Origin of the sequence: Streptomyces parvus, from assembly GCF_014648875.1 — a bacterium.
GTDB lineage: Bacteria > Actinomycetota > Actinomycetes > Streptomycetales > Streptomycetaceae > Streptomyces > Streptomyces parvus.
The window spans coordinates 47924-70115 of record NZ_BMRY01000017.1; the positions used below are offsets into that span (position 1 = coordinate 47924).

The window sequence follows — 22192 nt, forward strand, 5'->3', positions numbered from 1 at the left end:
CACGTCACGCGCAGAGGGCGGGGCGGAAGTGGAACAGAAGTGGAACAGCGGTTGATTCCGCGACGATTCGGAGAAGGCGAAGCTCGGAGGACCAGCCCTCCGCACCTTCTGGACGGTCCACGCATGGAACCTTTCACCGCATTACCCGGCCCGGCGAATTCACTGGTGGTCGGTCACAGGATTCCGCAGCCGGACAGGGCCGTGGCCCGCGCTGCGCGCCGGTACTTCGACGCGAAGCGGATGTCGGTCCGGCTGGCACGCCAGTTCGTGACGACCACGCTGGCAGCGTGGGGGATCACCGGTGGATCAACCGAAGACATCCGCCTGTGCGCGTCGGAGCTAACTTCCAACGCGCTGACCCACGGCACGCGCCGCGGCCACGGATTCCTGGTGGGCCTCTCGGCCTTTGACGACTTGATCCGCCTGGAAGTCCATGACAGCCGTGATGTCAGTCCCGAGCGACACCCACAGGTGCGGCACGCGGCCGGCACGCAGGGGTCAGGGCGAGGGCTGCGGATCGTCGAGTCGCTCGCGCAGGACTGGGGCGTCGACCGCCGTGAGCCGTTCGGGAAGGTCGTGTGGTCCCACTTCAAGGCCGTGCCCGAAGACCAGCAGACCGGTCTGGTTCAGCGCGCGCCAAGAACGTAGTGCCACGGGATCCAGGTCTCACCGACTCCAGGAGATCGCGTAGTACTTGACGCGTTCGTCCTCGCCGACCTGCCGCATCCCCGCCGCTGTCATCACGTGCTGGGACGCCGTGTTGTCGTGGTCGGCGTCGCCCTTCACCGAGGTGACCCCCTGGTCCCGCGCGAACGGCAGCAGGGCGCGGAGCGCTTCGGCGGCGTACCCCTTGCCCTGTGCCGACGGGACGAGGCCGTAGCCGATTGTGACGCTGCCGTGTTCGTCCGGCGGGCCATGGAATCCTATGCCTCCGATCGCACGGTGGTCCGAGCGGCGGCGGATCACGTACGGGCCGAACGGCTGAGGATCGCCGGTGGCCGCGCAGTGTTCCAGGAAGCGCTTGGCCACGGACACATCGCCCTCGGTCGGGAAGCCGGGCTCCCAGCGCGCCTCGGCGTCCGGCCGGCCCGCCGCCATCTGCTCGGCCTCATCCACGGATATCGGGTGCAGCGCGAGTCGTTCGGTCATCAGGTCTCCCATGGCAGGGAGGTGTATCACGGGGGCCGGACGGGGTGCGCGTGGATATGCGGTGCCATCCGGCGGGCTACGGAGGGCCTTGCTGTGCTGTCCCTCCTTCCGCTCGTCGGTCCGTCTGCTCGACGGTCAGGTCGGGAACTCCCCGCACCACGCCCGGCTGATCAGGTGTTTTGGCAGGCGCGGCAGTGTCGCGTCCACCGGGAAGTCGCCGTCGTGGGCAAGACAGGCCAGGGCGAGCGGGCCGAGGGCCACGTGGCTGCGGGGGTCCGGCGAGTCGGACCAGTAGTGGTCGTGGAGGGTCACGGCTTCGGTGAGGATTTCGGCGAACGCCTCGCGGTTCCCGGTGATGAGGCGGTGGAAGAGGGCGGCCGGCTGGTAGTCGATCTGGTTCAGCAGGGCCGGTTCGGTGCCGGTCGCGACCTTCGGGTCGGACGTCTCCATCGTGGCGATGAGCTTCTGGGCGATGTCGTCCAGGGACGCGCCGCGCCAGTAGGCCTGGAGCGTGTCGATCCAGTGGAGCAGGTAGGCGTCCTGCTTCGGATCGGCGCGGCGCAGGTCGTCCAGGGGGATCTGCGCCAGCCGGGACAGGCGGTCGCGCTCGCGGCAGACGAGGGCGAACCAGAAGGCGTCCAGCCAGGCGCGGGCGTTCGCCTGCGGGGACGGGCCGGTGGCGGGCAGGGCGACGACGCGGTCGCCGATGCGGCATTCCACCGGGCCCGTGTGCGGGAGGGTGGTGGCGAACAGGGCGTCGCCCAGCTGCATGGCGGTGACCCAGGCCTCCCAGGTCTCCAGCTTCGCGCTGTCGGGGTCCTCCACGCAGCGGGCGAGTGCGTGGGCCGTCGCCGCGCGAAAGGCCTCGGGGAGCAGGGCCGGTTCCTGGGGGAGCCGCTCCGTGAACTGCCGCGCTTCGGTGGCCGTTTCGTCGGCCGAGAGCGCGGTGTCCGCTCGGGTCTGTTCCGTGTCGCCCTGGCTTTCCGTGTGCAGCCCGCGCATCAGGTCCATCAGCTCCGGCGGCGGCACCACCTGCATCGCGCGGGTCTGCTCGTCGAAGGCGGTGAGGCAGACCAGACCGTCCCGACGCCACCAGTACAGCAGCGGGTTGAGGGAACCGGGCCCGTCCTCGTACGCGCCCACCGCGTACATCCCCATCTCGTTGACCGCGTCCACCACCGTGGCATCGACGATCGGGTGGAACGCCAGGAGGTGCCGGGTCGGCACGACGACGAGTGCCCCGGCCTCCGGCAGGTCCCGGCCGGTGAGGGTGCGGGCCAGGTCACCCAGGACGAGCGCCTTGCTCGCCACGAAGTGGGAGTCGCCGTAGACCGAGTGCAGCAGCGCGCCCGACGGCGTACGGATCTCCTCGTGCTCCACCGGTTCGGCCAGCAGGTTCGCCCGGCCTGCCGCCTTCAGAGCGTCGAGGCCGACGCGCTCGACGTCAGCGTCGGTGAGCATGCGTACGGAGTCGGGGGCGTCCAGGGCGAGGGCGGTCACCAGGCCGTCGGCCGGCTGCCAGGCGTACCGGTGGCCGGCTGCCACGTCCCCGGTGAGCGCTTCGGCGGGCAGCAGACGCAGGACGGTCCGGCGCAGCAGCTCCTCGGCGCTCTCGCCGCCCTGCGCCACCGCGTCCAGGGAGGTGAAGTGCAGGGCTATCAGCGCCGGCCAGTGCTCCGGGGCCTCCGCCCCGCAGCGCTGCGCCAGGATGGTGAGGTTGTGGGAGGAGCGTTCGCGTACGGCTGTCGCTCCGTCCACCTGGGGGCGGACTCCGTCCCGCGCGCTCAGGTCGTCGGCCACCAGGCGGCGCAGGTGGTCGGCCAGGTCGGCGGTCAATGCGGGCAGATGGGCGTCGGGTGCGTTGCTGTCGTTGTCCTGTGTCACCCGGAAACCCTACTGAGGGCCACCGCCGGGGGGTGAGGTCGTCTCCGGGGAGAGGAAGAGGGTCGGGAAGGGCTGCTTCAGGGATTTCCGCTGCGGTGAACAGGCGGCTTCATCGCATGATGTCCTTCTGGGATGCGACGACCACTCCGTACAGGTCGCCGATGGTCGCCAGCGCGCCACCGTGCACCTGGGCGGCGTCGAGGTCGGACCCGAGGGCCGGCAGGGATCTCGTCGCGCAGGCGTCGGCGACGACCGTGGGGCGGTTGCCGCGCAGGAACGCGCCCTGGGCGGTGAACGCCACGCACATGTGTGTCATCCAGCCGGCCACGATCACGTCCTGGCCGGCGGGCACATGCTCGCCGAGGTCCGTGCCGTGGAAGGCGTTCGGGGCCTGCTTGACGACGACGGGCTCTCCGGCGGCCGGGGCGACCGCCGGGTGGATCTGTCCGATCTCGGACCGGATGTCGTACGGGGTGCCCTCGCCTCCGTCGTTGATGACGTGCACGACCTTCGTGCCCGCCTCGCGGGCCCGGGTCAGCAGGTCTGCGGCCGCTTCCAACGAGGGCCGCCAGCCGTCGAGTTCCATCACGCCACGGGTGTAGGTGTTCTGGAAGTCCACGAGGATCAGCGTCGAGCCGGTCAGCGTGGCCGGGGTCGCGTCGAAGCCGTTGAGTTCGCGCAGGGTGGTTCGGGACATGGGTGTACCGCCTCGGGAATCGTACGTCGGGGAAGTGCTCGCCCGTTCCGCGCGGCGAGCTGGTCTCCACGCTAGGAGCCGCCCCGCATGTCCACAATGACGTCTAGCATGCAGATACCGACATGGGGCGGGGGAACGGAGTCAGGAGGGCAACCATGGATACCGTCAGGCGGCTCGTCGTCATCATGCTCTTCGAGGGCGTCGACCTGCTCGACGTCACCGGGCCCCCGGAGGTCTTCTCGCTCGCCCGCCGCGAGACCGACGACGCGGCGGGGTACGAAGTCGTCCTCGCCGCCGAGACGTTGGAGCCCGTCACCACCGGGGCCGGGGTGCGCATCCTGCCGGATCTGACCTTCGAGGAGGCCGCCGGGCGGAGCATCGACACCCTCATCGTGCCCGGCTCGGTGGAGGTCGACAGCGAGCGGCGGGTGCACGCCATCGTCGATCCCGAGCTGGTGGAACGGGTGAAGGCGCTCGCAGCGCGGACGCGGCGGACCACGTCCGTCTGCGTCGGGGCCCATCTGCTGGCCGCCGCCGGCCTGCTCGACGGCAAGCGGGCCACCACCCACTGGTCGACCGCGCAGCAACTCGCCGCCGATCACCAGGAGATCGAGGTGGACGCCGACCCCATCTTCATCCGTGAGGGCGATGTGTGGACGGGGGCCGGGATCAGCGCCTGCCTCGATCTGTCGCTCGCCCTGGTCGCGGACGACCTCGGCGAGACGATCGCGCTGCGCGTCGCCCGGCAGCTCGTGATGTACCTGAAGCGGCAGAGCGGGCAGAGCCAGTTCAGCGTTCCGCTGGAGCGGGTCTCGGCGACCCGGCGCATCGAGGACCTCCGGCACCACATCCTGCGCAACATCGGCCGTCGGCTCACCGTCGTGGACCTCGCGGAGTACGCGCATGTCAGCGACCGCCACCTGACCCGGATCTTCAAGACCGAGCTCGGCATGACCCCGCACGCCTACATCGAGTCCGTACGGGTCGAGAAGGCCCGTAACGAGCTGGAGTCCTCCGATTCCACCCTCGAACGCATCGCCACCGTCTGCGGGTTCGGGACGGTGGACACGCTGGTGCGGGCGTTCCGGCGGCGGTTGAACGCGACGCCGACGGAGTACCGGAGCCGGTTCCGGTCCACCCCCGTCTGCTGACAGGGGTGTGGGGGCGGTCCCCTGAGGGGGCGGAAACCCGAGGGGGTGGTGAGCCGGACCCGGCTCACCACCCCCTCAGGGCTTCATGCGTGACGGAGCGTCAGGCGTCCGTGCCCGTCTTCCGGCGGCGGGCCACGAACACCGCCGCCGCGCCGAGCAGCACGGCCGCACCGCCGGCGAGGGCGATCGGGGTGGTGGCGGAGGATGATCCCGTCGCGGCGAGGCTGCCGTTCGAGCCGGTGCTCGCCGGGGTGCCCGACACCGAACCCTGCGGGGTGGTGCCGGTGTTGCCGGGCCTCGGGGTCGTGGAGGGCTTGGCGTCCCCCGTCTTGCCGGGCTTGCTGCCGGCCGCCTTGACGTCGAACTCGTACATGTCGAGGTCGGGCGCTCCGCCGCAGCTGCCGTCCTCGTTGAAGAAGTCGGCCGCGAAGAACGCGACGCCGTTGCCGGCCGGGGTGGCCTTGTCGAGGGTGAGGCGCAGCTTCACATCGGCGTGCGCGCCGGGCTTCAGCGCGCCCACGCCGTCGATGTAGTCGTCCGAGTCGGCGTTCTGCCACTTCGGGGCGGACTTGGTGGACCACTGGAGGCGGAAGAACTTGCCCGTGTCCTTGAGGCCGCTCCTGTCGGTCGCGTGGACCGAGACGAACGCGAGGACCTCGTCCATGTGCCGGTCGGAGCCGTTGGTCACCCGGAGGGAGAAGTCGGTGGACGTCCCCGCGACGAGCTTGTCCGGCAGGCCGGTGACCTTGGAGGTGAGGTCGAGCTCGGGCTCGCAGGCCCCGCCTTCCTTGCCCTCCTCGCCTTCCCCGGCCTCTTCGGCTTCCTTGATGGCCTTCGCCAGCGCGGCGTCGGCCGCGACCTTCACGGCGAGCGCGTTCTCCGCCGCGTTCTGCAGCACGCCGTAGGCGCGGACCGCCGCGACCCGTGCGTCGTCGAGCTTCTCCTCGGCCTCGGCAGCCGCGTTGTCCGCAGCCGTCTTCGCGGTGGCGGCCGTCGTGGCGGTCGCCTCGGCCTCGGAGAGCGCGGTCTCGGCCGCGGTCCTCTCCTCCTCCGTGGCGTTCTCGGTCAGGGCGTCGAGCGCGGCCTTCGCGTCGGTCACGGCCTGGTCGGCGGTGGTCTTCGCGGCGGCGGCGTCCTTGGCGGCCTGATCGGCGGCGGCCGAGGCCACCGCGAGGGGGTGGGTGCCGCTGACCTCACTGAGGTCGTCGAGCGTCTTCTCCAGCTCGATGCGCCCCGCGGCCTCCGCCTTGGCCGCCTTGTCGTACGCCTTCTGCGCCTCGGCGGCCGCCTCCTCCAGCTCCTTGATGGTCGGCTTGCTCTGCTTCTCCTGCGTCTGCGCCGCCGGCTTGGCGTCGGCGTACGCGGGGCTCACGGAGAGCAGCGCGGCAGGGGTGGTCACGGCGAGGGCGACAGCGGTGGCGAGTACGCGGCGAATCTTCACAGGTTCCCTTGGGTCGGCTCCGGGAGGAGGTCGAGCGGTGGTGCGGCGAGCGGCGAGCGGCGTTCCGGCAGTTCGGAGGTGAGGCGGTGGGTGCGTGAGTACGGAGAGAGGCGGCTGCCACGGCGGAATGGATCACGCGGGCTGCCTGCGCCGATCGTATGGGGATTCTGTGACGGTGCCGGGTGAATATTCGGGGGCCCGGGGCCGGGGCGGTGTCACACGGAGCGGACAGACGTCGCCAAAGCGTGCAGTTGCCCTCGATTTCTGTGTTTTCGCTGTGACGAAGGCCATGCGGGAGCGTCCCGGTGGCTCAGTGATCGACCGCACTCGCTGCTGAGCGCCTGAGCGCCTGAGCGCCTGGACGCCTGGCCCCGGCGCCTGACCCCGGCGCCTGAGTCGGGGCGGGCCCAATCCTCCTGCCGTACGGCTACGAATCACTGGTGAGAGACAGACCGGCTCCCCTCGTACGGCAGGTGGGACCCATGACCGCACGCCAACTGCTCACCCCCGATCTTCCGCCCCGCTGTGCCACGCCGGACCTTCCCGGAGCCTGCGTCCCGACGGCATCGCCCCCGGGGACCCAAGGCGTACCGCGCCCGCGCCCGCGACCGCCGTCCGCGGCGACCCGGCCCCGGCCCCGGGAGTGAGTGCGCCGCGGCCCGCCGTGTGGTGTGCGCACACCACACGGCGGGCCGCTGACGTTCAGTGCGGGACCGTCACCGGTTCGCGGCCAGGGAGCCGCAGTTGGTGCCGTTCTTGCCCGCCACCTCGCCGGAGATCTCGCCGCGCCACGTCACGCACAGGCCGCGTGCGTCGAGGTGGACCGGCCCCGCGTACGTGGTGAAGTACCCCGTGTCCGTGACCCACGTGGTGGGCGAGGCGAAGCCGAGCGAGGCCGTCATGTGCACGGCCTTCCCGGGCTTGGTGCGGATGGTCACCACACAGTTCTTGCCGGTGGCGGAGTTGTACGTGAGGAAGACCGTGCCCTTGGTGCCGATCTGCGCGGAGTTCACCACGGCGTAGCCGCTGCCGCAGACTCCGTTGTACTGCGCGGCTGCGGCCTTCGGTGCCGCGGCGGCCCGGTGGGCGGCCGGCTCGGCCGCGACGGCGGCCGGTGCGAGCGCGACCGCGGCACAGGCGGTGGCGGTGACAGCGGCGCCGATGGCTGACGCCCGTCGGATGTTGATCATGTCGTTCCCCGGTTTCTTGATTCGTTCACTGCGCGGCGCCTGGTCGGGCGCCCGGCTCCCCACCCCTCGAAGTGGTGTGAGTCACACCCTGTCGGACAGGTCGTGACGCGGAGGAGTTGTGCTGTTTGCGCGCTGTTACGAATTCATGACACAAGGGGACAAGATCACCTTTATTGATCACGGGTGCGGCGGCTCCCGGCGATGAGTTCCGGGCGCGTCCGGGGTCTCATACGGCAGACCTGGTCATGACGCAGTCGAGTGGAGGCAGCCGTGAAGAGCGACGCGAAGCGCGGGATCTGGCGCATGGTGCACGCCGAGCGCGCGGCGCTGGTGGACGACCTCGCGGGGCTGGACGCCGGGCAGTGGGCGACGCCGTCGCTCTGCGCGGGGTGGACCGTGCACGATGTGGCCGCCCATCTCGTGGACACCGCGCTCACGACCCGTATCGGCTTCGTGGCCGGACTCGTGCGGGCGCGGTTCGACTTCGACCTGCAGAACGCGCGCGGCGTGGAGCTCCGGCGTGGGGCGACGCCCGCGGAGGCGCTGGAGCGGCTGCGCCGGGTGGTGTCGCGGACGACCACGCCTCCGGCCTCGCTCGACACCCGGCTGGTCGAGGAGGTCGTGCACGGCGAGGACATCCGGCGGGCGGTGGGCCTGGCCCGCTCCTATCCGCGGGAGGCGCTGGTCCGGGCGTTGCGTCTCCAGGTGCGGACTCCGGCGTCGTTCGGCGGGGCGAGGGAGGCGGTGGCGTCCGTCCGGCTGACGGCGACGGACGCCGACCTGTCGATCGGGGAGGGGCCGGAGGTGGCGGGCCCCGCCCTGTCCCTGCTTCTGGCCGTGTCCGGCCGCCGGGTGGCGCTCGACGAACTGGACGGGCCGGGGTTGGGAACGCTGGCGGGGGCCGCGGCCTGAGGGGCCCGTGGTGTCAGCCGGTGATCTCGAAGAGCTCGAACTGCTCCCAGGAGCCGGTCACTTCGAGGGACCGGGCGCGCAGCGCGTACTGGAGCGAACCCGTGTAGCTGTTCTCCATGGCGACGAAGCGGCCGTTCAGCGCGGACTGGAGCGCCCAGCGGTCCAGGTCCTCGTTGTAGTAGAGCGTGAACCGCTCCCAGGTGCCCGCGCCGGTCGAACGGGCGCGCAGGACGTTCTGTGAATTGCCGGTGTAGTTCCCCTCGACCGCGACATAGCGGTTGTTCGCCAGGGACTTCAGTGCGTACGTCTGGGTGGCCTCGTGCCATTCGAAGGCGAAGCCCTCCCAGGCGCCGGTCACCGCTGCGGAACGCGCCCGCAGGGCACCGGTGTTGGGGGCGGCGTAGTTCTTCTCGGTGGCCGTGAACTTTCCGTTGCGGACCGACTTGAGGGCGAACGTTCCGGAGTCGGCCGCCCGCGCGGAGGTGCTGCGGCCCGTGGCGGCCGGGGTCTGGGCTCTTCCGTCGGCCCCGGCGAATCTCGCCAGCTCGGGCCCGTCCACCGTCTCCCACCCGGCGGGCGCGGCGGCCGGCTGGTCGTTCCGCGGTGCGGCGCCCGCCGCAGGGGCGGCGAGGGCGGATGCGGCCAGCAGGGCGCTCAGGGAGAGGAGGGCGGAGGTCATACGTCGCACAGGTCTTCCTCGCATGGTGTCGATGGATTCCGCGACGGAGGGAAATGGGGGCGCCGACCGCTGCTCGTGCGTTTGTCGGAAATCGCCTTTTCTCCGCGACGGTGCCGGTCGAATGGGCCGGTCAAGTGGGCCCAGAATAAGGGTTTTTCGTTATTTCCGGCAATCCTTTTATGGGGCTTGGGTAATTCCTTTCGGTGACATGGTGAATATTCCGCTCCGCAGTATTGCGTTCACCTTGACGTGGCCTCCGTCGCCGGACAGGGGCGCCTGTCCTCTTTCCTGCGTGACGTGCACCCGACAGAATCCAAGGGTTACCGCCCGGTCCGACCCCCCACGGCCCTTGGAGGCACCCGCATGTCCACCCCCGCGCACACGCCCGAGTCCGCGTCCCCGTCCCGTCCCTCCCGCAGAGGCTTCCTGGCCGGTGCCCTCGCCGTGTCCGCCACCGCGATCGTGGGCACGGCACCCGCCGTCGCCGCCACCCGGGAGAAGGCCCGGGCGGTCCGGGGGACGCAGGACTGGATGGCCGCCCTGCCCGACGGCACCGCGCTCCAGCGGCTGACGATCCCGGGGACGCACGACTCGGGGGCCCGGTTCGGCGGGCCCTGGTCGGAGTGTCAGAACACGACGATCGCCCAGCAGTTGACCAGCGGCATCCGCTTCCTCGACGTACGGTGCCGGCTCATCGACGGCTCGTTCGCGATCCACCACGGGGCGTCGTTCCAGAACATGATGTTCGGCGATGTCCTCATCGCCTGCCGGGACTTCCTCGCCGCCCGCCCCACCGAGACCGTGCTGATGCGGGTCAAGCAGGAGCACTCCTCCGCGAGCGACGCCGCGTTCCGGGCGGTCTTCGACGACTACCTCGACCGGCGGGGCTGGCGCTCCCTGTTCCGCCTCGACTCCACTCTCCCCGACCTCGGCGGGGCTCGCGGCAAGGTGGTGCTGCTCGCGGACAACGGCGGGCTGCCCGGGGTGCGGTACGCGGACCCGGCGCTCTTCGACATCCAGGACGACTACATGGCGGAGCCGTTCGCCAAGTACCCGAAGATCGAAGCGCAGTTCCGCAAGGCGGCCGCGCAGCCCGGGAAGTTCTACATGAACTACGTCTCCACCGCCGCCCTGATGCCGCCCCGCTGGAACGCCGACCGCCTCAACCCGCAGGTGCACTCCTTCCTGGAGCGCGCGGAGACCGCCGGGTGGACCGGGCTCGGCATCGTCCCGCTGGACTACCCGAACCAGCGGTCCGGGCTCGTCGAGTCGCTGATCCGGCACAACCCGGTGGGGTGAGCCCGGCAGCCCTCACATCTCCGGCGGCGGCGTCGGCGCCCCCGGCAGCGTCAGGGACGCCACCGTGCCGGGGCCCCCGTCCGGGGCCGGGAGCAGGGTGATCGTGCCGCCCGCCTGGTGCACCGTACGGGCCACGATGGACAGGCCCAGGCCCGAGCCGGGGAGCTGGCGGGCGGTCGGGGAGCGCCAGAAGCGTTCGAAGACGTGGGGGAGTTCCTCGGCGGGGATGCCGGGGCCCCGGTCCCGTACCGTCAGTTCGCCCCGGTGCAGCCGCACGTCGACCGTGGCGCGCGGCGGGCTGAACTTCACCGCGTTGTCCAGGACGTTGACGATCGCCCGCTCCAGGGCCGCAGGCTCCGCCCGTACGTACCAGGGGGCCAGGTCCTCCGTGATCGTCAGCTCCGGGCCGCGCAGGCGGGCTCGGCGCAGGGCGGAGCGGGTGACCTCGTGCAGGGCCACCACCTGGAGCGGGCCCGGCTCGGCCGCGTCGGGGCGGGCCAGCTCCTGGAGGTCGCCGATCAGCGCGGCCAGCTCCGTCATCTGGGCCTTCACCGAGGCCATCAGCGCCTTGCGGTCCTCCGGCGGGATCACCCGGCCCGTCTCGTCGCTGCGGGCCAGCAGCTCCACGTTCGTCCGCAGCGAGGTCAGCGGGGTGCGCAGCTCATGGCCCGCGTCCGCGATCAGCTGGGACTGGCGGTCGCGGGAGGAGGCGAGCTGGGCGGCCATCGAGTTGAAGGAGGCCGACAGACGGGCGATCTCGTCCTCGCCGTCGACGGGGATGCGGACGGTCAGGTCCTCCGTGCGCGCGACGTGTTCGACCGCCTCCGTCAGCTCGTCCACCGGGCGCAGACCCGCCCGCGCCACCCACAGTCCCGCCGCGCCCGCGCCGACCACGCCGATGCCGCCGACCAGGACCAGCACCCAGGCGAGCGTGGACAGCGGTGCGTCGATCTCGCTGAGCGGGCGGGCCACCGAGACCGCCAGCTCGTTGTTGGCCTGGCCGGAGCTGACCACCGGCGGCAGCTTGCGGGTGTAGACCCGCATGTCCTCCCCGCGCTCGTTCTCCGTCGTGTGCAGGGCGTCGTCCTCCCGCCCCGCCGCCACCGCGATGTCGCTGGGCTGGGCGGGGACGGGCGTCGTGTTCGGGGCCGTGCAGTAGTCGCCGTTCGCCGCGACGATCTGCACGGTGTACTGGCCGGGGAACTCCTGGGCGGGCAACTGCCCGCCGCTCAGGCACGAGGACAGCAGATCGCGCATCGGCGCGTTGTCCATCTTCGCGTTGCGCAACGAGTCGTCGAGCTGGTCCTCCAACTGCTCCCGGGTCACGAACCAGCACGCCACCGCCACTGCCGCGACCGCCACCGCCACCGCCGTGGCCACCAGCAGCGCCAGCCGTGAGCGCAGCGGCAGCGCCCGGAACCGGCGCAGCGGACCCCTGCCCCGCCGGCCCCGCCCGTCCGGGACGGCCGTCGACCCGGACGTCCCACCCTGCTCCCGGCCGTCCGCGACGGGCGCCGACCCGCTCACGCCTCCCCGCTCCCGCCCGTCCGCAGCGCGTAGCCCACCCCGCGCACGGTGTGGACGAGGCGCGGCTCGCCGCCCGCCTCCGTCTTGCGGCGCAGATACATCACGTACACGTCCAGGGAGTTGGAGCTCGGCTCGAAGTCGAAGCCCCAGACGGCCTTGAGGATCTGCTCCCGGGTCAGCACCTGGCGCGGGTGGGACAGGAACATCTCCAGCAGCGTGAACTCCGTACGGGTCAGTTCGACCCGGCGCTCGCCCCTCGTGACCTCGCGGGTCGCCAGATCCATCCGCAGGTCCGCGAAGGACAGCACGTCGTCGTCGGGGGCCTGTGCGCCCGCCGCCGCTGCCGACGCGTAACTGCTGCGGCGCAGCAGGGCCCGGATCCGGGCGAACAGCTCGTCCAGCTCGAACGGCTTGACCAGGTAGTCGTCCGCCCCGGCGTCGAGCCCGGTGACCCGGTCCCCGACGGTGTCGCGGGCGGTGAGCATCAGGATGGGCGTGGTCGAGCCGGTGGCCCGGATGCGGCGGGCGGCGGTGAGCCCGTCCATCCGGGGCATCTGGATGTCCAGGACGATGAGGTCGGGGGCGTACGCCTCGGCCATCGCCAGGGCGTCGTACCCGTCGACCGCGACCTGCGTCCCGTACCCCTCGAAGGCGAGGCTGCGCCGCAGCGCCTCGCGCACGGCCGGCTCGTCGTCGACGATCAGGATGCGCTGGGGATCGTCTTCGGCGGGGCTCATCGCTGTCTGGTCCTCTTCTCGTGTCGACCCGGTCCGTCCGCCCTGCGCGGGCGCTCTCAGCCTCGCACGGTCAGGAGCCGTTCCCGGCGCGCAGGGTGTCCAGGTCGGCCTTGAGCGTGTTCACCGGGATCGCGAAGCCGAGGCCCACGCTGCCGGCCGAGGAACCGCTGCCCGCCGACGACGAACTGGGCGAGTACATGGCCGAGTTGATGCCGATGATCTCGCCGTTCATGTTGATCAGCGCGCCACCGGAGTTGCCGGGGTTGAGCGAGGCGTCGGTCTGGAGCGCCTTGTACGTGGTGGTCTCCTCGCCCGTGTCGCCGTTGAACTGCTGCCCGCCGAACTCGAACGGCCACTCCTGGCCGCCGCCCTGCCGGCCCTGGCCCTGCCCCTGGCCGGAGCTGCCGGAGTCGTCCTTCGCCACCGTCACGTCCCGGTCGAGCGCGGAGACGATGCCGCTGGTGACGGTGCCGGTCAGGCCCTCCGGCGAGCCGATCGCCACGACCTCCTCGCCGACCTTGACCTTGGAGGAGTCGCCCAGCGTCGCCGTCTTCAGGCCGCTCGCGCCCCGGAGCTTGATGAGCGCCAGGTCCTTGTCGGGGTCGGTGCCCATGACATCGGCGGTGTACGTCTTGCCGGTGGAGAGGGTGACCTGGATCTGCTGCGCGCCGGAGATGACGTGGTTGTTGGTGACGATCTCGCCGTCCTCGGTGATCACCACGCCCGATCCGGTGGACTTGCCCGCCGACGAGGCCGCTCCGATCTCCACGATCGCGGGCGAGACCGCCTCCGCGACGCCCGCCACCGTGCCCTTGCTGCTCTGCGAGACGGTGGTGCCGTTGACCGCGCCGCCCGAACCGGTGGCGGCGGAGTCCTGGCCGTTCAGCCGGCCGACGAGGGTGGCGGTGCCGCCGCCGATCACACCCGCCGCGATCGCGACGGCCGCCAGCAGCGCCACCGGCCGCTTCGCCTTGCGCCGGTTGGCGGGCGCGTACGGGGGCGGCGGCGGGTAACCGCCCGCAGCGCTGTGGTACGCCGTGCCGTCATACGCGGACGGGGAGGCGTACGGGTACGAGGTCGGGTCCTGGTCCGTCGAGTGCGCGCCGCTCGGGCGAAGGTTCTCCGTCATGTCCATCAGGCTGGTCGGCGAAGATGAGAGCCGCCTGAGTACGTCCTGAGAAGCCCGGAAGAACCGCGTATGCCCGCTGTAAAGGCCGACGGGTACCGACGGTCAGACGGACGGTGCGGGTTCCCCGCAGCCGCACGAGCGCCGGACCACCAGCGCCGAGGGGAACTGCTTCAGCCGCTCCCGCCGCGACCCCGAGACCCGCAGCGCGTCGTCCAGGACCAGGTCCACGGCCGCCCGGGCCATCGCCGGACGGTCGGAGTAGACCGTGGTCAGCGGCGGATCCGTGAGACCCGCCTCCTTCACGTCGTCGAAGCCCGCCACCGCCAGCTCGCCCGGCACGTCGATGCGCAGCTCCCGGGCTGCCCGCAGCACGCCGAAGGCCTGGTCGTCCGTGGCGCAGAAGATCGCCGGCGGCCGGTCGGGTCCGGACAGCAGACCGAGGGCCACCTGGTAGGCGTCGTAACGGTTGTACGGGGCCTGGAACAGCCGGCCCTCCGTGGAGCGGCCCGACTCGTGCATCGCCCGCCGCCAGCCCTCGACGTGGTCGGCGACCGGGTCGCCCACCGACGGGGTCTCCTCCGTGCCGCCGAGGCAGGCCACGTACGGGTGGCCGTGCTCCAGCAGATGGCGGGTGGCGAGCTGGGCGCCGCCGACGTCGTCGGTGACCACGGCGACGTCGTCGATCGCCTCGGGGCGCTCGTGCAGCAGGACGACCCGGGCGTCCCAGGCCTCGATCTCGGCGGCGGCGCGCTCGCTGGGGCCCTGGCTGACCAGGATCAGCCCGGAGACCCGCATGCCGAGGAAGGCCCGCAGATAGTGGACCTCGCGCTCGTCGCGGTAGTCGGAATTGCCGACCAGCACCATCTTCCCGCGCTCGGCGGCGGCCTGTTCGACCGCGTGCGCCATCTCCGCGAAGAACGGCTGCCGGGCGTCCGGCACGATCATGCCTATGAGGTCCGTGCGGCGCGAGGCCATGGCCTGGGCGACCCGGTCGGGCCGGTAGCCCAGCTGTTTGATCGCGGCGAGCACCCGCTCGCGCGTGGCCGGGGCGACCGGCCGGGGTCCGTTGTTGATGACGTAGCTGACGACCGCGGTCGACGTCCCCGCCAGTCTCGCCACATCGTCCCGCGTCACCTTGGCCACGCGTGGCAGTCTACGCGGATGGACCTATCCCTTGGCAGCCCGGACCGGGGCTTCTTGCTCCGCCGTGGCCGAAGAGGACTGCTCCGAACGGGCGACGGGCCGGGCATCGGGTCCGTCCGCCTTCGGCCGCCCGGCCGCGCGCTCCTTCGCCTCCTCGGCGGCGCGCTCCACCTTCTCCGGCACGACGAAGCGGTAGCCGACGTTGCGGACGGTCCCGATCAGCGACTCGTGCTCGGGGCCGAGCTTGGCGCGCAGCCGCCGTACGTGGACGTCGACCGTCCGCGTACCGCCGAAGTAGTCGTACCCCCAGACCTCCTGGAGGAGCTGGGCGCGGGTGAACACCCGGCCCGGGTGCTGGGCGAGGTATTTCAGCAGTTCGAACTCCTTGAAGGTCAGGTCCAGGACCCGGCCCTTGAGTTTCGCGCTGTACGTCGCCTCGTCGACGGAGAGATCACCGTTGCGGATCTCCATCGGGGAGTCGTCGGAGGTGATCTGCTGGCGGCCCATGGCGAGCCGCAGCCGTGCCTCGACCTCCGCCGGTCCCGCCGTGTCCAGCAGGACGTCGTCCACGCCCCAGTCGGCGGTGACGGCCGCGAGACCGCCCTCGGTGACGACGAGGATCAGCGGACAGCCGGGGCCCGTGGACCGCAGGAGCTGGCAGAGCGAGCGGACCTGCGGAAGGTCGCGCCGCCCGTCGACGAGGATCACGTCGGCGCCCGGGGTGTCCACGAGGGCCGGGCCCTCGGCGGGGGCCACCCGCACACTGTGGAGCAGAAGGCCGAGGGCGGGGAGCACCTCCGTCGACGGCTGGAGTGCGTTCGTCAGAAGCAGCAGTGAACTCATCGCCGCCCACCTGCCTGGTTCGGTCGATCGTGTTGCACGGTTCGCTCGCCCATTACGTCGGTCCTCCTCGTTCCCTGCGAGAGGGGCACTCCCGGGCCGGACCCGGGGGAGTATGCGGCACTGCTTCGTACGTCAAGCGGGTATTGCGTGCGGTCCCGCGCCCCGGGGACCGCTGAGCTTGTGGAAACGTCGTCGTAACAACGCCCGTAAAGCACAAAAGGACCCGGGGGCTGCATTGCCCGGATCCTCTTCGCAGCAGAATAGCCCACATGAGTTCCGTGTCCGAGGGTCGATTCCGGGGTTCCTCTGTTCCCTTGCTCACGCCACCCCCACGATTCGCCACATTGCTGACGGATGACGGCGTGCCGGTCGAGGCGGTGTACGAACCGTGTACGGCGGGCTTCGGAGCCCCGGGCGGCGGGGCCGCCGGGACCCTCGCCGCGGCCCCGGCGGCGACCTCCGCGGCGACCCCCGCGATCGTCGTCGCGCACGGGTTCACCGGGGCGGCCGACCGTCCCGCCGTACGTCGTGCCGCGCGGGTGTTCGCCCAGCGTGCGGCCGTGATCACGTTCTCGTTCCGGGGCCACGGGCGGTCCGGCGGGCGCTCCACGGTGGGCGACCGCGAGGTGCTGGATCTGGCGGCGGCGGTGACCTGGGCGCGGCGGCTCGGGCACACCCGGGTGGTGACGGTCGGGTTCTCGATGGGCGGCTCGGTGGTGCTCCGGCACGGCGCCCTGTATACGGCGGACCCCCTCGCCGGAGGCGCGGAATCCGCGGCCGGGGATACACCCGTTCGCGTGCCGGAGCGCGAGGGGCGCATACAGCGCACAGGGGCGCACTCGGACGCGGTGGTCTCCGTCAGCGCGCCCGCCCGTTGGTACTACCGGGGGACGGCCCCGATGCGCCGGCTGCACTGGGTGGTCACCCGCCCCCCGGGCCGTCTCGTCGGCCGCTACGGATTCCGTACCCGTATCGCCACCGAGGAGTGGGACCCCGTCCCCCTCTCCCCGGTCGCCTCGGTCCCGCTCATCGCCCCGGCCCCGCTGCTGCTCGTGCACGGCGACCGGGACCCGTACTTCCCGCTGGACCACCCGAGGATGCTGGCGGAGGCGGCCGGTCCCGGCGGCGCGGAGCTGTGGCTGGAGCGGGGGATGGGCCACGCGGAGAACGCGGCGGACGACGCCCTCCTGGCCCGCATCGCCGACTGGGCGACGGCCACACCGCCCGCGTGACCCATCATGGAGAGCTGACGCACGAGGCGTCCGACGAACCGACCGACCGAAGGAGTGGCGCCATGGCAGCGGGGACGATCCGCTACTGGGCCGCGGCGAAGGCCGCAGCGGGCACCGCGGAGGAGCCGTACGCGGCGGCGACTCTCGCCGAGGCGCTCGACGCCGTGCGCGAGAGGCACCCCGGCGAGCTGAGCCAGGTGCTCCGGCGGTGCTCGTTCCTCGTCGACGGGGACCCCGTGGGGACCCGCGAGCATGAGACCGTACGCCTTGCCGAGGGCGGCACGGTCGAGGTGCTCCCGCCGTTCGCAGGAGGGTGAACCGCAGGCCATGAGCAGCAGCGATCAGCAGTACCCGTATCCGTACGACCCCGAGCACCCGCAGCGTCCCGCGCCGCCGCAGTGGCCCGACGGCACGGCCGGGCAGCACGCCGGGCCCCAGGAGCCGGCCGCCTTCGACCAGGGCGGCACGCAGACGTGGCAGGCCCCGACCTGGGACACGCAGTACCAGCCGACGATCCGCCCGGAGGGAAGCCCGGGACAGGGCCAGGCCCAGGGATACGGGCAGGGGCAGGGCGACGGTTACGGCTACGGGCAGGGCCAGGGACACGGGCAGAGCCACGGTCACGGACAGCCGCAGCAGCCGGGGCCGTACGCGCAGTCGCAGCCCCAGTCGTACGGGCAGTCGCAGCAGCCGGAGCCGTACGCACAGCCTCAGCCGTACGGGCAGCAGCAGCCCCAGCCGTACGGACAGCCGCAGCCCGGGCCGTACGCACAGCAGCAGCCGCAGCCCCCGCACCACCAGGGACAGCAGCCGCAGCAGGCGTACCCCTTCTCGGCCGCCGACACCGCCTACCTGCCGCCCCAGGGAGCCTCGGGCTCCTATCCGCTGCCGCCCGAGGTCCCGGCCGCGCCCGCCGCACGCGTGGCACCGGCCGCACCCGCGCCCGCTCCCGTGTCCGAGCCGGTGACCGCGCCCGCGCCCGCCACCGCGCAGTCGGGCCCCGGCGACACCGGGTACAGCGCGCCCACGACGCTGGGCAACGCCCGGATCACCGACGCCCAGCGGGCCCGTGCCGAGGGGCGCTCGCCGATCATCGCGCCGGGGATCCAGCCCGCGGCGCTCACCGCCGCGCTCGGCCTGCTGCTCGCGGGCGGCGCGGCGATCGGGACGTACGCCCTGCTCGTCCCGGTGGTGCTCCTCCAGGCCGTGACGGCCGCCGGCTGGTTCCGGCTCAACGGCATGTGGCCCGCCCGCCAGGGCATCGCGCTCGCCTTCGCCGGGGGCCTGGTCGCCGATGTCGCCCTGCTCGTGGCGGGCCGGGAGCACGGTCCGGCCGCGCTGCTGGGCACCCTGGGCGTCTGGGTGCTGCTCACCGTGGTCCTCCAGCTCCGCAGCCACGCGGGGTCCGACGAGCGGATGTACGGCCTGATGGCCACCGTCGTCTCCGCGTCCCTCGCGGTGCTCGCGGGCGGATTCCTCGCGGCGGACCCGGACGCGGTGGTCGTCGGCGGGGCGGCCGTCGCGGCGGCCACGCTCGTCCGCGCCCTCCCGCTGCCCGGCGCGGCCTCCCTCGTCATGGCGCTGGTCACGGGGGTCGGCGCGGGCCTCGTCTTCGGCAACACGACCGGCATCGGTCCGCAGGGCACGCTGCTCGGTCTCGCGGCGGCCGGCTGCGCGCTCATCGGGCTGCGCGTGGCGAGCTACGACTACCCGTCCCGGTTCGTGCACATGACCGCCGGGGTGGCGCTGCCGCTGACCCTGGCGGCCCCGGCCGTCTACGTGGTCGGCCGCGCCCTCCTATAGGGCCTGCCCTGCTTCGTACGGCTGCTGACGGCTGCTGACGGCCCCTCGGGAACCACCGGGGGGCCGTCGGTCGTCGATCATCCAGGGCGCCCACTCCTGCCGCAGTAGGCTCACGGGCGCCAGGGGGACCGATCGGCTCAGGGTGGGGAATCGAGACATGCGCGCACTGCGAATACTGCTGGTCCTGGTGGTGGTGCTCGGCGGCCTCTTCCTCGCCGTCGACCGGGCGGCCGTCTGGTACGCCGAGTCCGAGGCGGAGGACCGGGTCACGATCAGCGGGGGCGGCCCCGCCACGACGGAGATCTCGATCAAGGGCTTCCCCTTCCTCACCCAGCTCGCCGGATCGGAGCTGGACCGGGTCGACGTCAACCTCACCGGCATGAAGACCAGTGCCGCCGGCCGCACGATCCGGGTCAGCGAGGTCCGGGCCCAGCTCCACGACGTGAAGCTCGGCTCCGGCTACCGGACCGCGACCGCCACCCGCGCCACCGGCACCGCGCTCGTCACGTACGAGGACCTGACGGCGGCGGCCAGCGACGGCGTCGTCGTGGAGTACGGCGGCAAGGGCAAGGCGAAGGTCACCGGCACGGTCGAGGTCCTCGGCCGGCCGATCTCGCGCAGCGTGCTGTCCACCGTGACCAGGGTCGACGGCCACACGATCAAGGTGCGCGCGGACCAGGTGCCGGGCGAGGGGATCCCCGGGGTGGAGGAGCTGGTCCGCGAGAAGACCGACTTCGAGGGCGACATCGACGGGCTGCCCGAGGGGCTGGAGCTCCAGGAGGTCAAGGTGACCGAGAAGGGCCTGGAGATCTCGGTGACCGGCTCGGACGTCTCCCTGACGGCCGGCTGACGGGGCCGGCCTGCTGACGGGGTCAGACACCTGACGGGGCCGACCTGCTGACGGGGTCGAACACCTGACGGGGCCGGCCACCTGACCGGCCCGGACTCCGCCCGACCGGCTGATCCGACCCTCCGATCCGGATGGTGAGACAACCGCGTCCGGTCCGCAGATGCGGGGAAGGCTCGGAGGAGCACGGCAGCGGATCGCGGCCCGGATCCCCACACTCCCGTCTCGCATCACGGATGATCGTGTCTCACCATGCGACACGACGGTGACATCTCCGTCCGTACCTCCCTACGATCGGACGCATGAAGCGACAGGCGGATCTCACGAAGCGGCGGGCAGTAGACCTGTGCCGCGTCGCCGCCATGCTCTGTCGCACCTTCTGAGCGGGACCGCACGCACCGTCGCGGCCGCCCCGCTTCCCCCGGCCCTCCGACCGTCACCAGGGCCGACCCCGTGCCCCGTGCGCGCCGCGTTCCGTGCCTCCGCGCGTACACCCGCACCCAGCAACTCCGCATCTCGCACCACCCCGCCGCAGACTGCCCCGGAGGAGAACAGCATGAGCCGCAGCGACGTCCTGGTAGACGCCGACTGGGTCGAGGCCCACATCGACGACCCGCAGGTCGCGATCGTCGAGGTGGACGAGGACACCTCGGCGTACGAGAAGAACCACATCAAGAACGCGATCCGGATCGACTGGACCAAGGACCTCCAGGACCCGGTCCGCCGCGACTTCGTCGACCAGGCCGGCTTCGAGAAGCTGCTCAGCGAGAAGGGCATCGGCAACGACACGCTGGTCGTCCTCTACGGCGGCAACAACAACTGGTTCGCTTCGTACGCCTACTGGTACTTCAAGCTGTACGGCCACGAGAACGTCAAGCTCCTCGACGGCGGCCGCAAGAAGTGGGAGCTGGACTCCCGCGACCTGACCGACGTCGTCCCCACGCGCCCGGCCACCCAGTACACGGCCAAGCCGCAGGACGAGTCGATCCGCGCCTACCGCGACGACGTCGTCAAGGCCATCGGCAGCCAGAACCTGGTCGACGTGCGCTCGCCCGACGAGTTCAGCGGCAAGCTGCTCGCCCCGGCCCACCTCCCGCAGGAGCAGTCGCAGCGCCCCGGCCACGTGCCGAGCGCCCGCAACATCCCGTGGTCGAAGAACGCCAACGACGACGGCACCTTCAAGTCGGACGACGAGCTGAAGGCCCTCTACGAGGACGAGCAGGTCGACCTGTCGAAGGACACCATCGCCTACTGCCGCATCGGTGAGCGCTCCGCGCTCACCTGGTTCGTGCTCCACGAGCTGCTCGGCCAGGAGAACGTCAAGAACTACGACGGTTCCTGGACCGAGTACGGCTCCCTCGTCGGCGTGCCGATCGAGCTCGGCGCCAACAAGTAACCCCACCGACCAGCACCACGACGACCCGAAGGACAGAACCATGTGTGGAGCACAGGCCGGTGGCCCCGACGCTTCGACGATCAAGCCAGGTGAGACCACCATCCAGGGCAGCGTGACCCGCGACGGCGAGCCCGTCACCGGCTACGTGCGCCTCCTGGACTCGACCGGTGAGTTCACCGCCGAGGTCCCGACCTCGGCGACCGGACAGTTCCGGTTCTACGCCGCCGAGGGCACCTGGACGCTCCGCGCCCTGGTTCCGGGCGGCAGCGCCGACCGCACGGTCGTCGCGCAGACCGGCGGGCTCTCCGAGGTCGCCATCGCCGTCTGATCCCTCACGGGATCCGCGGCACGCCGTCTTCGACGGCACACCGAACGGCCGAAGGGCCGCACCCCAGGGGGTTGGACGCCACCTGACGCGGGGTGCGGCCCTTCGTGCCGTCCGGCGGCGGGAGTCCTACGCTGGAAGCATGTACGCCCGACGCAGGAGGAACTACTTCCTGATGATGGGCGGATGCATCGTGCTCTTCGTGTCCGCCTGGGCCGTGGTGCGCCTGTGGTCCATGCCCGCCGCCATCGCCATGTGCGTCGTCGCCATGGTCATCCCGCCGGTCGCCGCGATGGTCGCCAACCGGCGCGGCCCGGAGGACCGTTGGTGGGACGACCCCTCCGGTGACCCCGAGTCCGACGAGTGGTGGGACGAGCTGGACGGCAGGAAACGTCGCTGAGGCCGCCCCCGGGCGGGGATCAGTAGACGAGCGCCTGCGTGTCGTCCGCCATGGCCTCCTGCACGAAGACCTGCGCACCCGCGATGCGTACGCCCTCCAGCACGTCCTTCTCCGTGATGTCGCGCCGGGCCGCGCACTGGGTGCACAGGGTGATCCGGCCGCCCGCCAGGATCGAGTCCAGCAGGTCGGGCAGCGGGGCGGCGTGCGGCAGTTCGAACTCGGCGGCCCGGCCCGGCAGCGCGAACCACGAGGACTCCCCGGTCAGCCAGAGCGAGACCTCCACCCCGCTGGCGACCCCCACGGCCGCCACGGTGAAGGCCTGCGAGCAGCGCTCGGCGGCCTCGGGCCCGGCCGTCACCTTGATCACAAGCTTCTTCGGCATATGCCGAACTGTAATCGTCCGGGAGA

At 71.8% G+C, this 22192-nt stretch carries 24 protein-coding genes; 12 read left to right on the forward strand and 12 right to left on the reverse strand.

Annotated features, from left to right (window positions below; genetic code table 11):
* Window positions 1-123: 123 nt before the first annotated feature.
* Complete coding sequence (locus tag IE140_RS33755; RefSeq protein WP_150193500.1) at window positions 124-648, forward strand: ATP-binding protein; 525 nt, start codon at window positions 124-126, stop codon at window positions 646-648.
* 18 nt (window positions 649-666) lie between these two features.
* Here IE140_RS33755 and IE140_RS33760 read toward each other — a convergent pair whose 3' ends face one another.
* The 3 genes from IE140_RS33760 to IE140_RS33770 all read right to left on the reverse strand — a co-directional run bounded on the left by IE140_RS33760 (window position 667) and on the right by IE140_RS33770 (window position 3730).
* A complete protein-coding gene (locus IE140_RS33760) occupies window positions 667-1161 on the reverse strand; it encodes a GNAT family N-acetyltransferase (RefSeq protein ID WP_150193499.1) in 495 nt (164 codons plus the stop codon).
* A gap of 123 nt (window positions 1162-1284) precedes the next feature.
* A complete protein-coding gene (locus tag IE140_RS33765; protein WP_167533444.1) occupies window positions 1285-3033 on the reverse strand; it encodes an immunity 49 family protein in 1749 nt (582 codons plus the stop codon).
* Between the two features lie 109 nt (window positions 3034-3142).
* Entirely contained in the window at window positions 3143-3730 is a 588-nt protein-coding gene (locus IE140_RS33770; RefSeq protein ID WP_150193498.1) for a cysteine hydrolase family protein, read from the reverse strand.
* 155 nt (window positions 3731-3885) lie between these two features.
* On the opposite strand from IE140_RS33770, the gene IE140_RS33775 reads away from it, so the two are divergent.
* Window positions 3886-4881, forward strand: a complete 996-nt coding sequence (locus IE140_RS33775) for a GlxA family transcriptional regulator (RefSeq protein ID WP_150193497.1) — start codon at window positions 3886-3888, stop codon at window positions 4879-4881.
* Between the two features lie 100 nt (window positions 4882-4981).
* Here the strand turns inward: IE140_RS33775 and IE140_RS33780 are convergent, their stop codons facing one another.
* Together IE140_RS33780 and IE140_RS33785 are read right to left on the reverse strand one after the other, a co-directional pair.
* The gene (locus IE140_RS33780; RefSeq protein ID WP_150193496.1) at window positions 4982-6322 is read right to left on the reverse strand and encodes an LAETG motif-containing sortase-dependent surface protein; all 1341 of its coding nucleotides are present in this window, start codon (window positions 6320-6322) and stop codon (window positions 4982-4984) included.
* Between the two features lie 716 nt (window positions 6323-7038).
* Window positions 7039-7512, reverse strand: coding sequence for a spore-associated protein A (locus tag IE140_RS33785; protein ID WP_150193495.1), 474 nt, complete (start codon window positions 7510-7512; stop codon window positions 7039-7041).
* A gap of 270 nt (window positions 7513-7782) precedes the next feature.
* Here IE140_RS33785 and IE140_RS33790 point away from each other — a divergent pair, with 270 nt between their 5' ends.
* Window positions 7783-8424 (forward strand): maleylpyruvate isomerase family mycothiol-dependent enzyme, encoded by a 642-nt coding sequence (locus tag IE140_RS33790; protein ID WP_150193494.1) that lies wholly within the window; start codon window positions 7783-7785, stop codon window positions 8422-8424.
* 13 nt (window positions 8425-8437) lie between these two features.
* On the opposite strand, the gene IE140_RS33795 is transcribed toward IE140_RS33790, so the two are convergent.
* Complete coding sequence (locus IE140_RS33795; RefSeq protein ID WP_150193493.1) at window positions 8438-9103, reverse strand: fascin domain-containing protein; 666 nt, start codon at window positions 9101-9103, stop codon at window positions 8438-8440.
* Between the two features lie 363 nt (window positions 9104-9466).
* Between IE140_RS33795 and IE140_RS33800 the strand changes: the two genes are divergently transcribed.
* Window positions 9467-10402: a phosphatidylinositol-specific phospholipase C gene (locus IE140_RS33800; RefSeq protein WP_150193492.1), complete on the forward strand. Its 936-nt coding sequence runs from the start codon at window positions 9467-9469 to the stop codon at window positions 10400-10402.
* Between the two features lie 12 nt (window positions 10403-10414).
* Here the strand turns inward: IE140_RS33800 and IE140_RS33805 are convergent, their stop codons facing one another.
* From IE140_RS33805 to IE140_RS33825, 5 genes are all read right to left on the reverse strand, one after another.
* Window positions 10415-11830, reverse strand: coding sequence for a HAMP domain-containing sensor histidine kinase (locus tag IE140_RS33805; protein WP_150193508.1), 1416 nt, complete (start codon window positions 11828-11830; stop codon window positions 10415-10417).
* Window positions 11831-11925: 95 nt separating this feature from the next.
* Complete coding sequence (locus IE140_RS33810; RefSeq protein ID WP_097973790.1) at window positions 11926-12666, reverse strand: response regulator transcription factor; 741 nt, start codon at window positions 12664-12666, stop codon at window positions 11926-11928.
* A gap of 70 nt (window positions 12667-12736) precedes the next feature.
* Window positions 12737-13801 carry a S1C family serine protease gene (locus IE140_RS33815; protein WP_150193491.1) on the reverse strand — a complete coding sequence of 355 codons (1065 nt, stop codon included), beginning with the start codon at window positions 13799-13801 and terminating at the stop codon, window positions 12737-12739.
* A gap of 96 nt (window positions 13802-13897) precedes the next feature.
* The gene (locus tag IE140_RS33820) at window positions 13898-14938 is read right to left on the reverse strand and encodes a LacI family DNA-binding transcriptional regulator (protein ID WP_093445270.1); all 1041 of its coding nucleotides are present in this window, start codon (window positions 14936-14938) and stop codon (window positions 13898-13900) included.
* A gap of 24 nt (window positions 14939-14962) precedes the next feature.
* Window positions 14963-15781, reverse strand: coding sequence for a response regulator transcription factor (locus IE140_RS33825; RefSeq protein ID WP_032766285.1), 819 nt, complete (start codon window positions 15779-15781; stop codon window positions 14963-14965).
* Window positions 15782-16125: 344 nt separating this feature from the next.
* On the opposite strand from IE140_RS33825, the gene IE140_RS33830 reads away from it, so the two are divergent.
* The 8 genes from IE140_RS33830 to IE140_RS33860 all read left to right on the forward strand — a co-directional run bounded on the left by IE140_RS33830 (window position 16126) and on the right by IE140_RS33860 (window position 21784).
* Window positions 16126-17013 carry an alpha/beta hydrolase gene (locus IE140_RS33830; RefSeq protein ID WP_150193490.1) on the forward strand — a complete coding sequence of 296 codons (888 nt, stop codon included), beginning with the start codon at window positions 16126-16128 and terminating at the stop codon, window positions 17011-17013.
* Between the two features lie 62 nt (window positions 17014-17075).
* The gene (locus tag IE140_RS33835; protein WP_006125697.1) at window positions 17076-17330 is read left to right on the forward strand and encodes a MoaD/ThiS family protein; all 255 of its coding nucleotides are present in this window, start codon (window positions 17076-17078) and stop codon (window positions 17328-17330) included.
* A 10-nt stretch (window positions 17331-17340) separates the two neighbouring features.
* A complete protein-coding gene (locus IE140_RS33840; protein WP_150193489.1) occupies window positions 17341-18816 on the forward strand; it encodes a hypothetical protein in 1476 nt (491 codons plus the stop codon).
* A 157-nt stretch (window positions 18817-18973) separates the two neighbouring features.
* Window positions 18974-19666 (forward strand): LmeA family phospholipid-binding protein, encoded by a 693-nt coding sequence (locus IE140_RS33845; RefSeq protein WP_150193488.1) that lies wholly within the window; start codon window positions 18974-18976, stop codon window positions 19664-19666.
* Between the two features lie 299 nt (window positions 19667-19965).
* On the forward strand, window positions 19966-20046 hold the full coding sequence (locus tag IE140_RS36725; protein ID WP_350310325.1) for a putative leader peptide: 81 nt from the start codon (window positions 19966-19968) through the stop codon (window positions 20044-20046).
* A 173-nt stretch (window positions 20047-20219) separates the two neighbouring features.
* Window positions 20220-21059, forward strand: coding sequence for a sulfurtransferase (locus tag IE140_RS33850; protein ID WP_032781366.1), 840 nt, complete (start codon window positions 20220-20222; stop codon window positions 21057-21059).
* Between the two features lie 40 nt (window positions 21060-21099).
* Entirely contained in the window at window positions 21100-21387 is a 288-nt protein-coding gene (locus IE140_RS33855) for a DUF1416 domain-containing protein (protein WP_003968135.1), read from the forward strand.
* A gap of 139 nt (window positions 21388-21526) precedes the next feature.
* Window positions 21527-21784 carry a DUF3099 domain-containing protein gene (locus IE140_RS33860; protein WP_032766301.1) on the forward strand — a complete coding sequence of 86 codons (258 nt, stop codon included), beginning with the start codon at window positions 21527-21529 and terminating at the stop codon, window positions 21782-21784.
* Between the two features lie 19 nt (window positions 21785-21803).
* On the opposite strand, the gene IE140_RS33865 is transcribed toward IE140_RS33860, so the two are convergent.
* Entirely contained in the window at window positions 21804-22166 is a 363-nt protein-coding gene (locus tag IE140_RS33865) for a DsrE family protein (RefSeq protein WP_093807666.1), read from the reverse strand.
* Window positions 22167-22192: the final 26 nt, after the last annotated feature.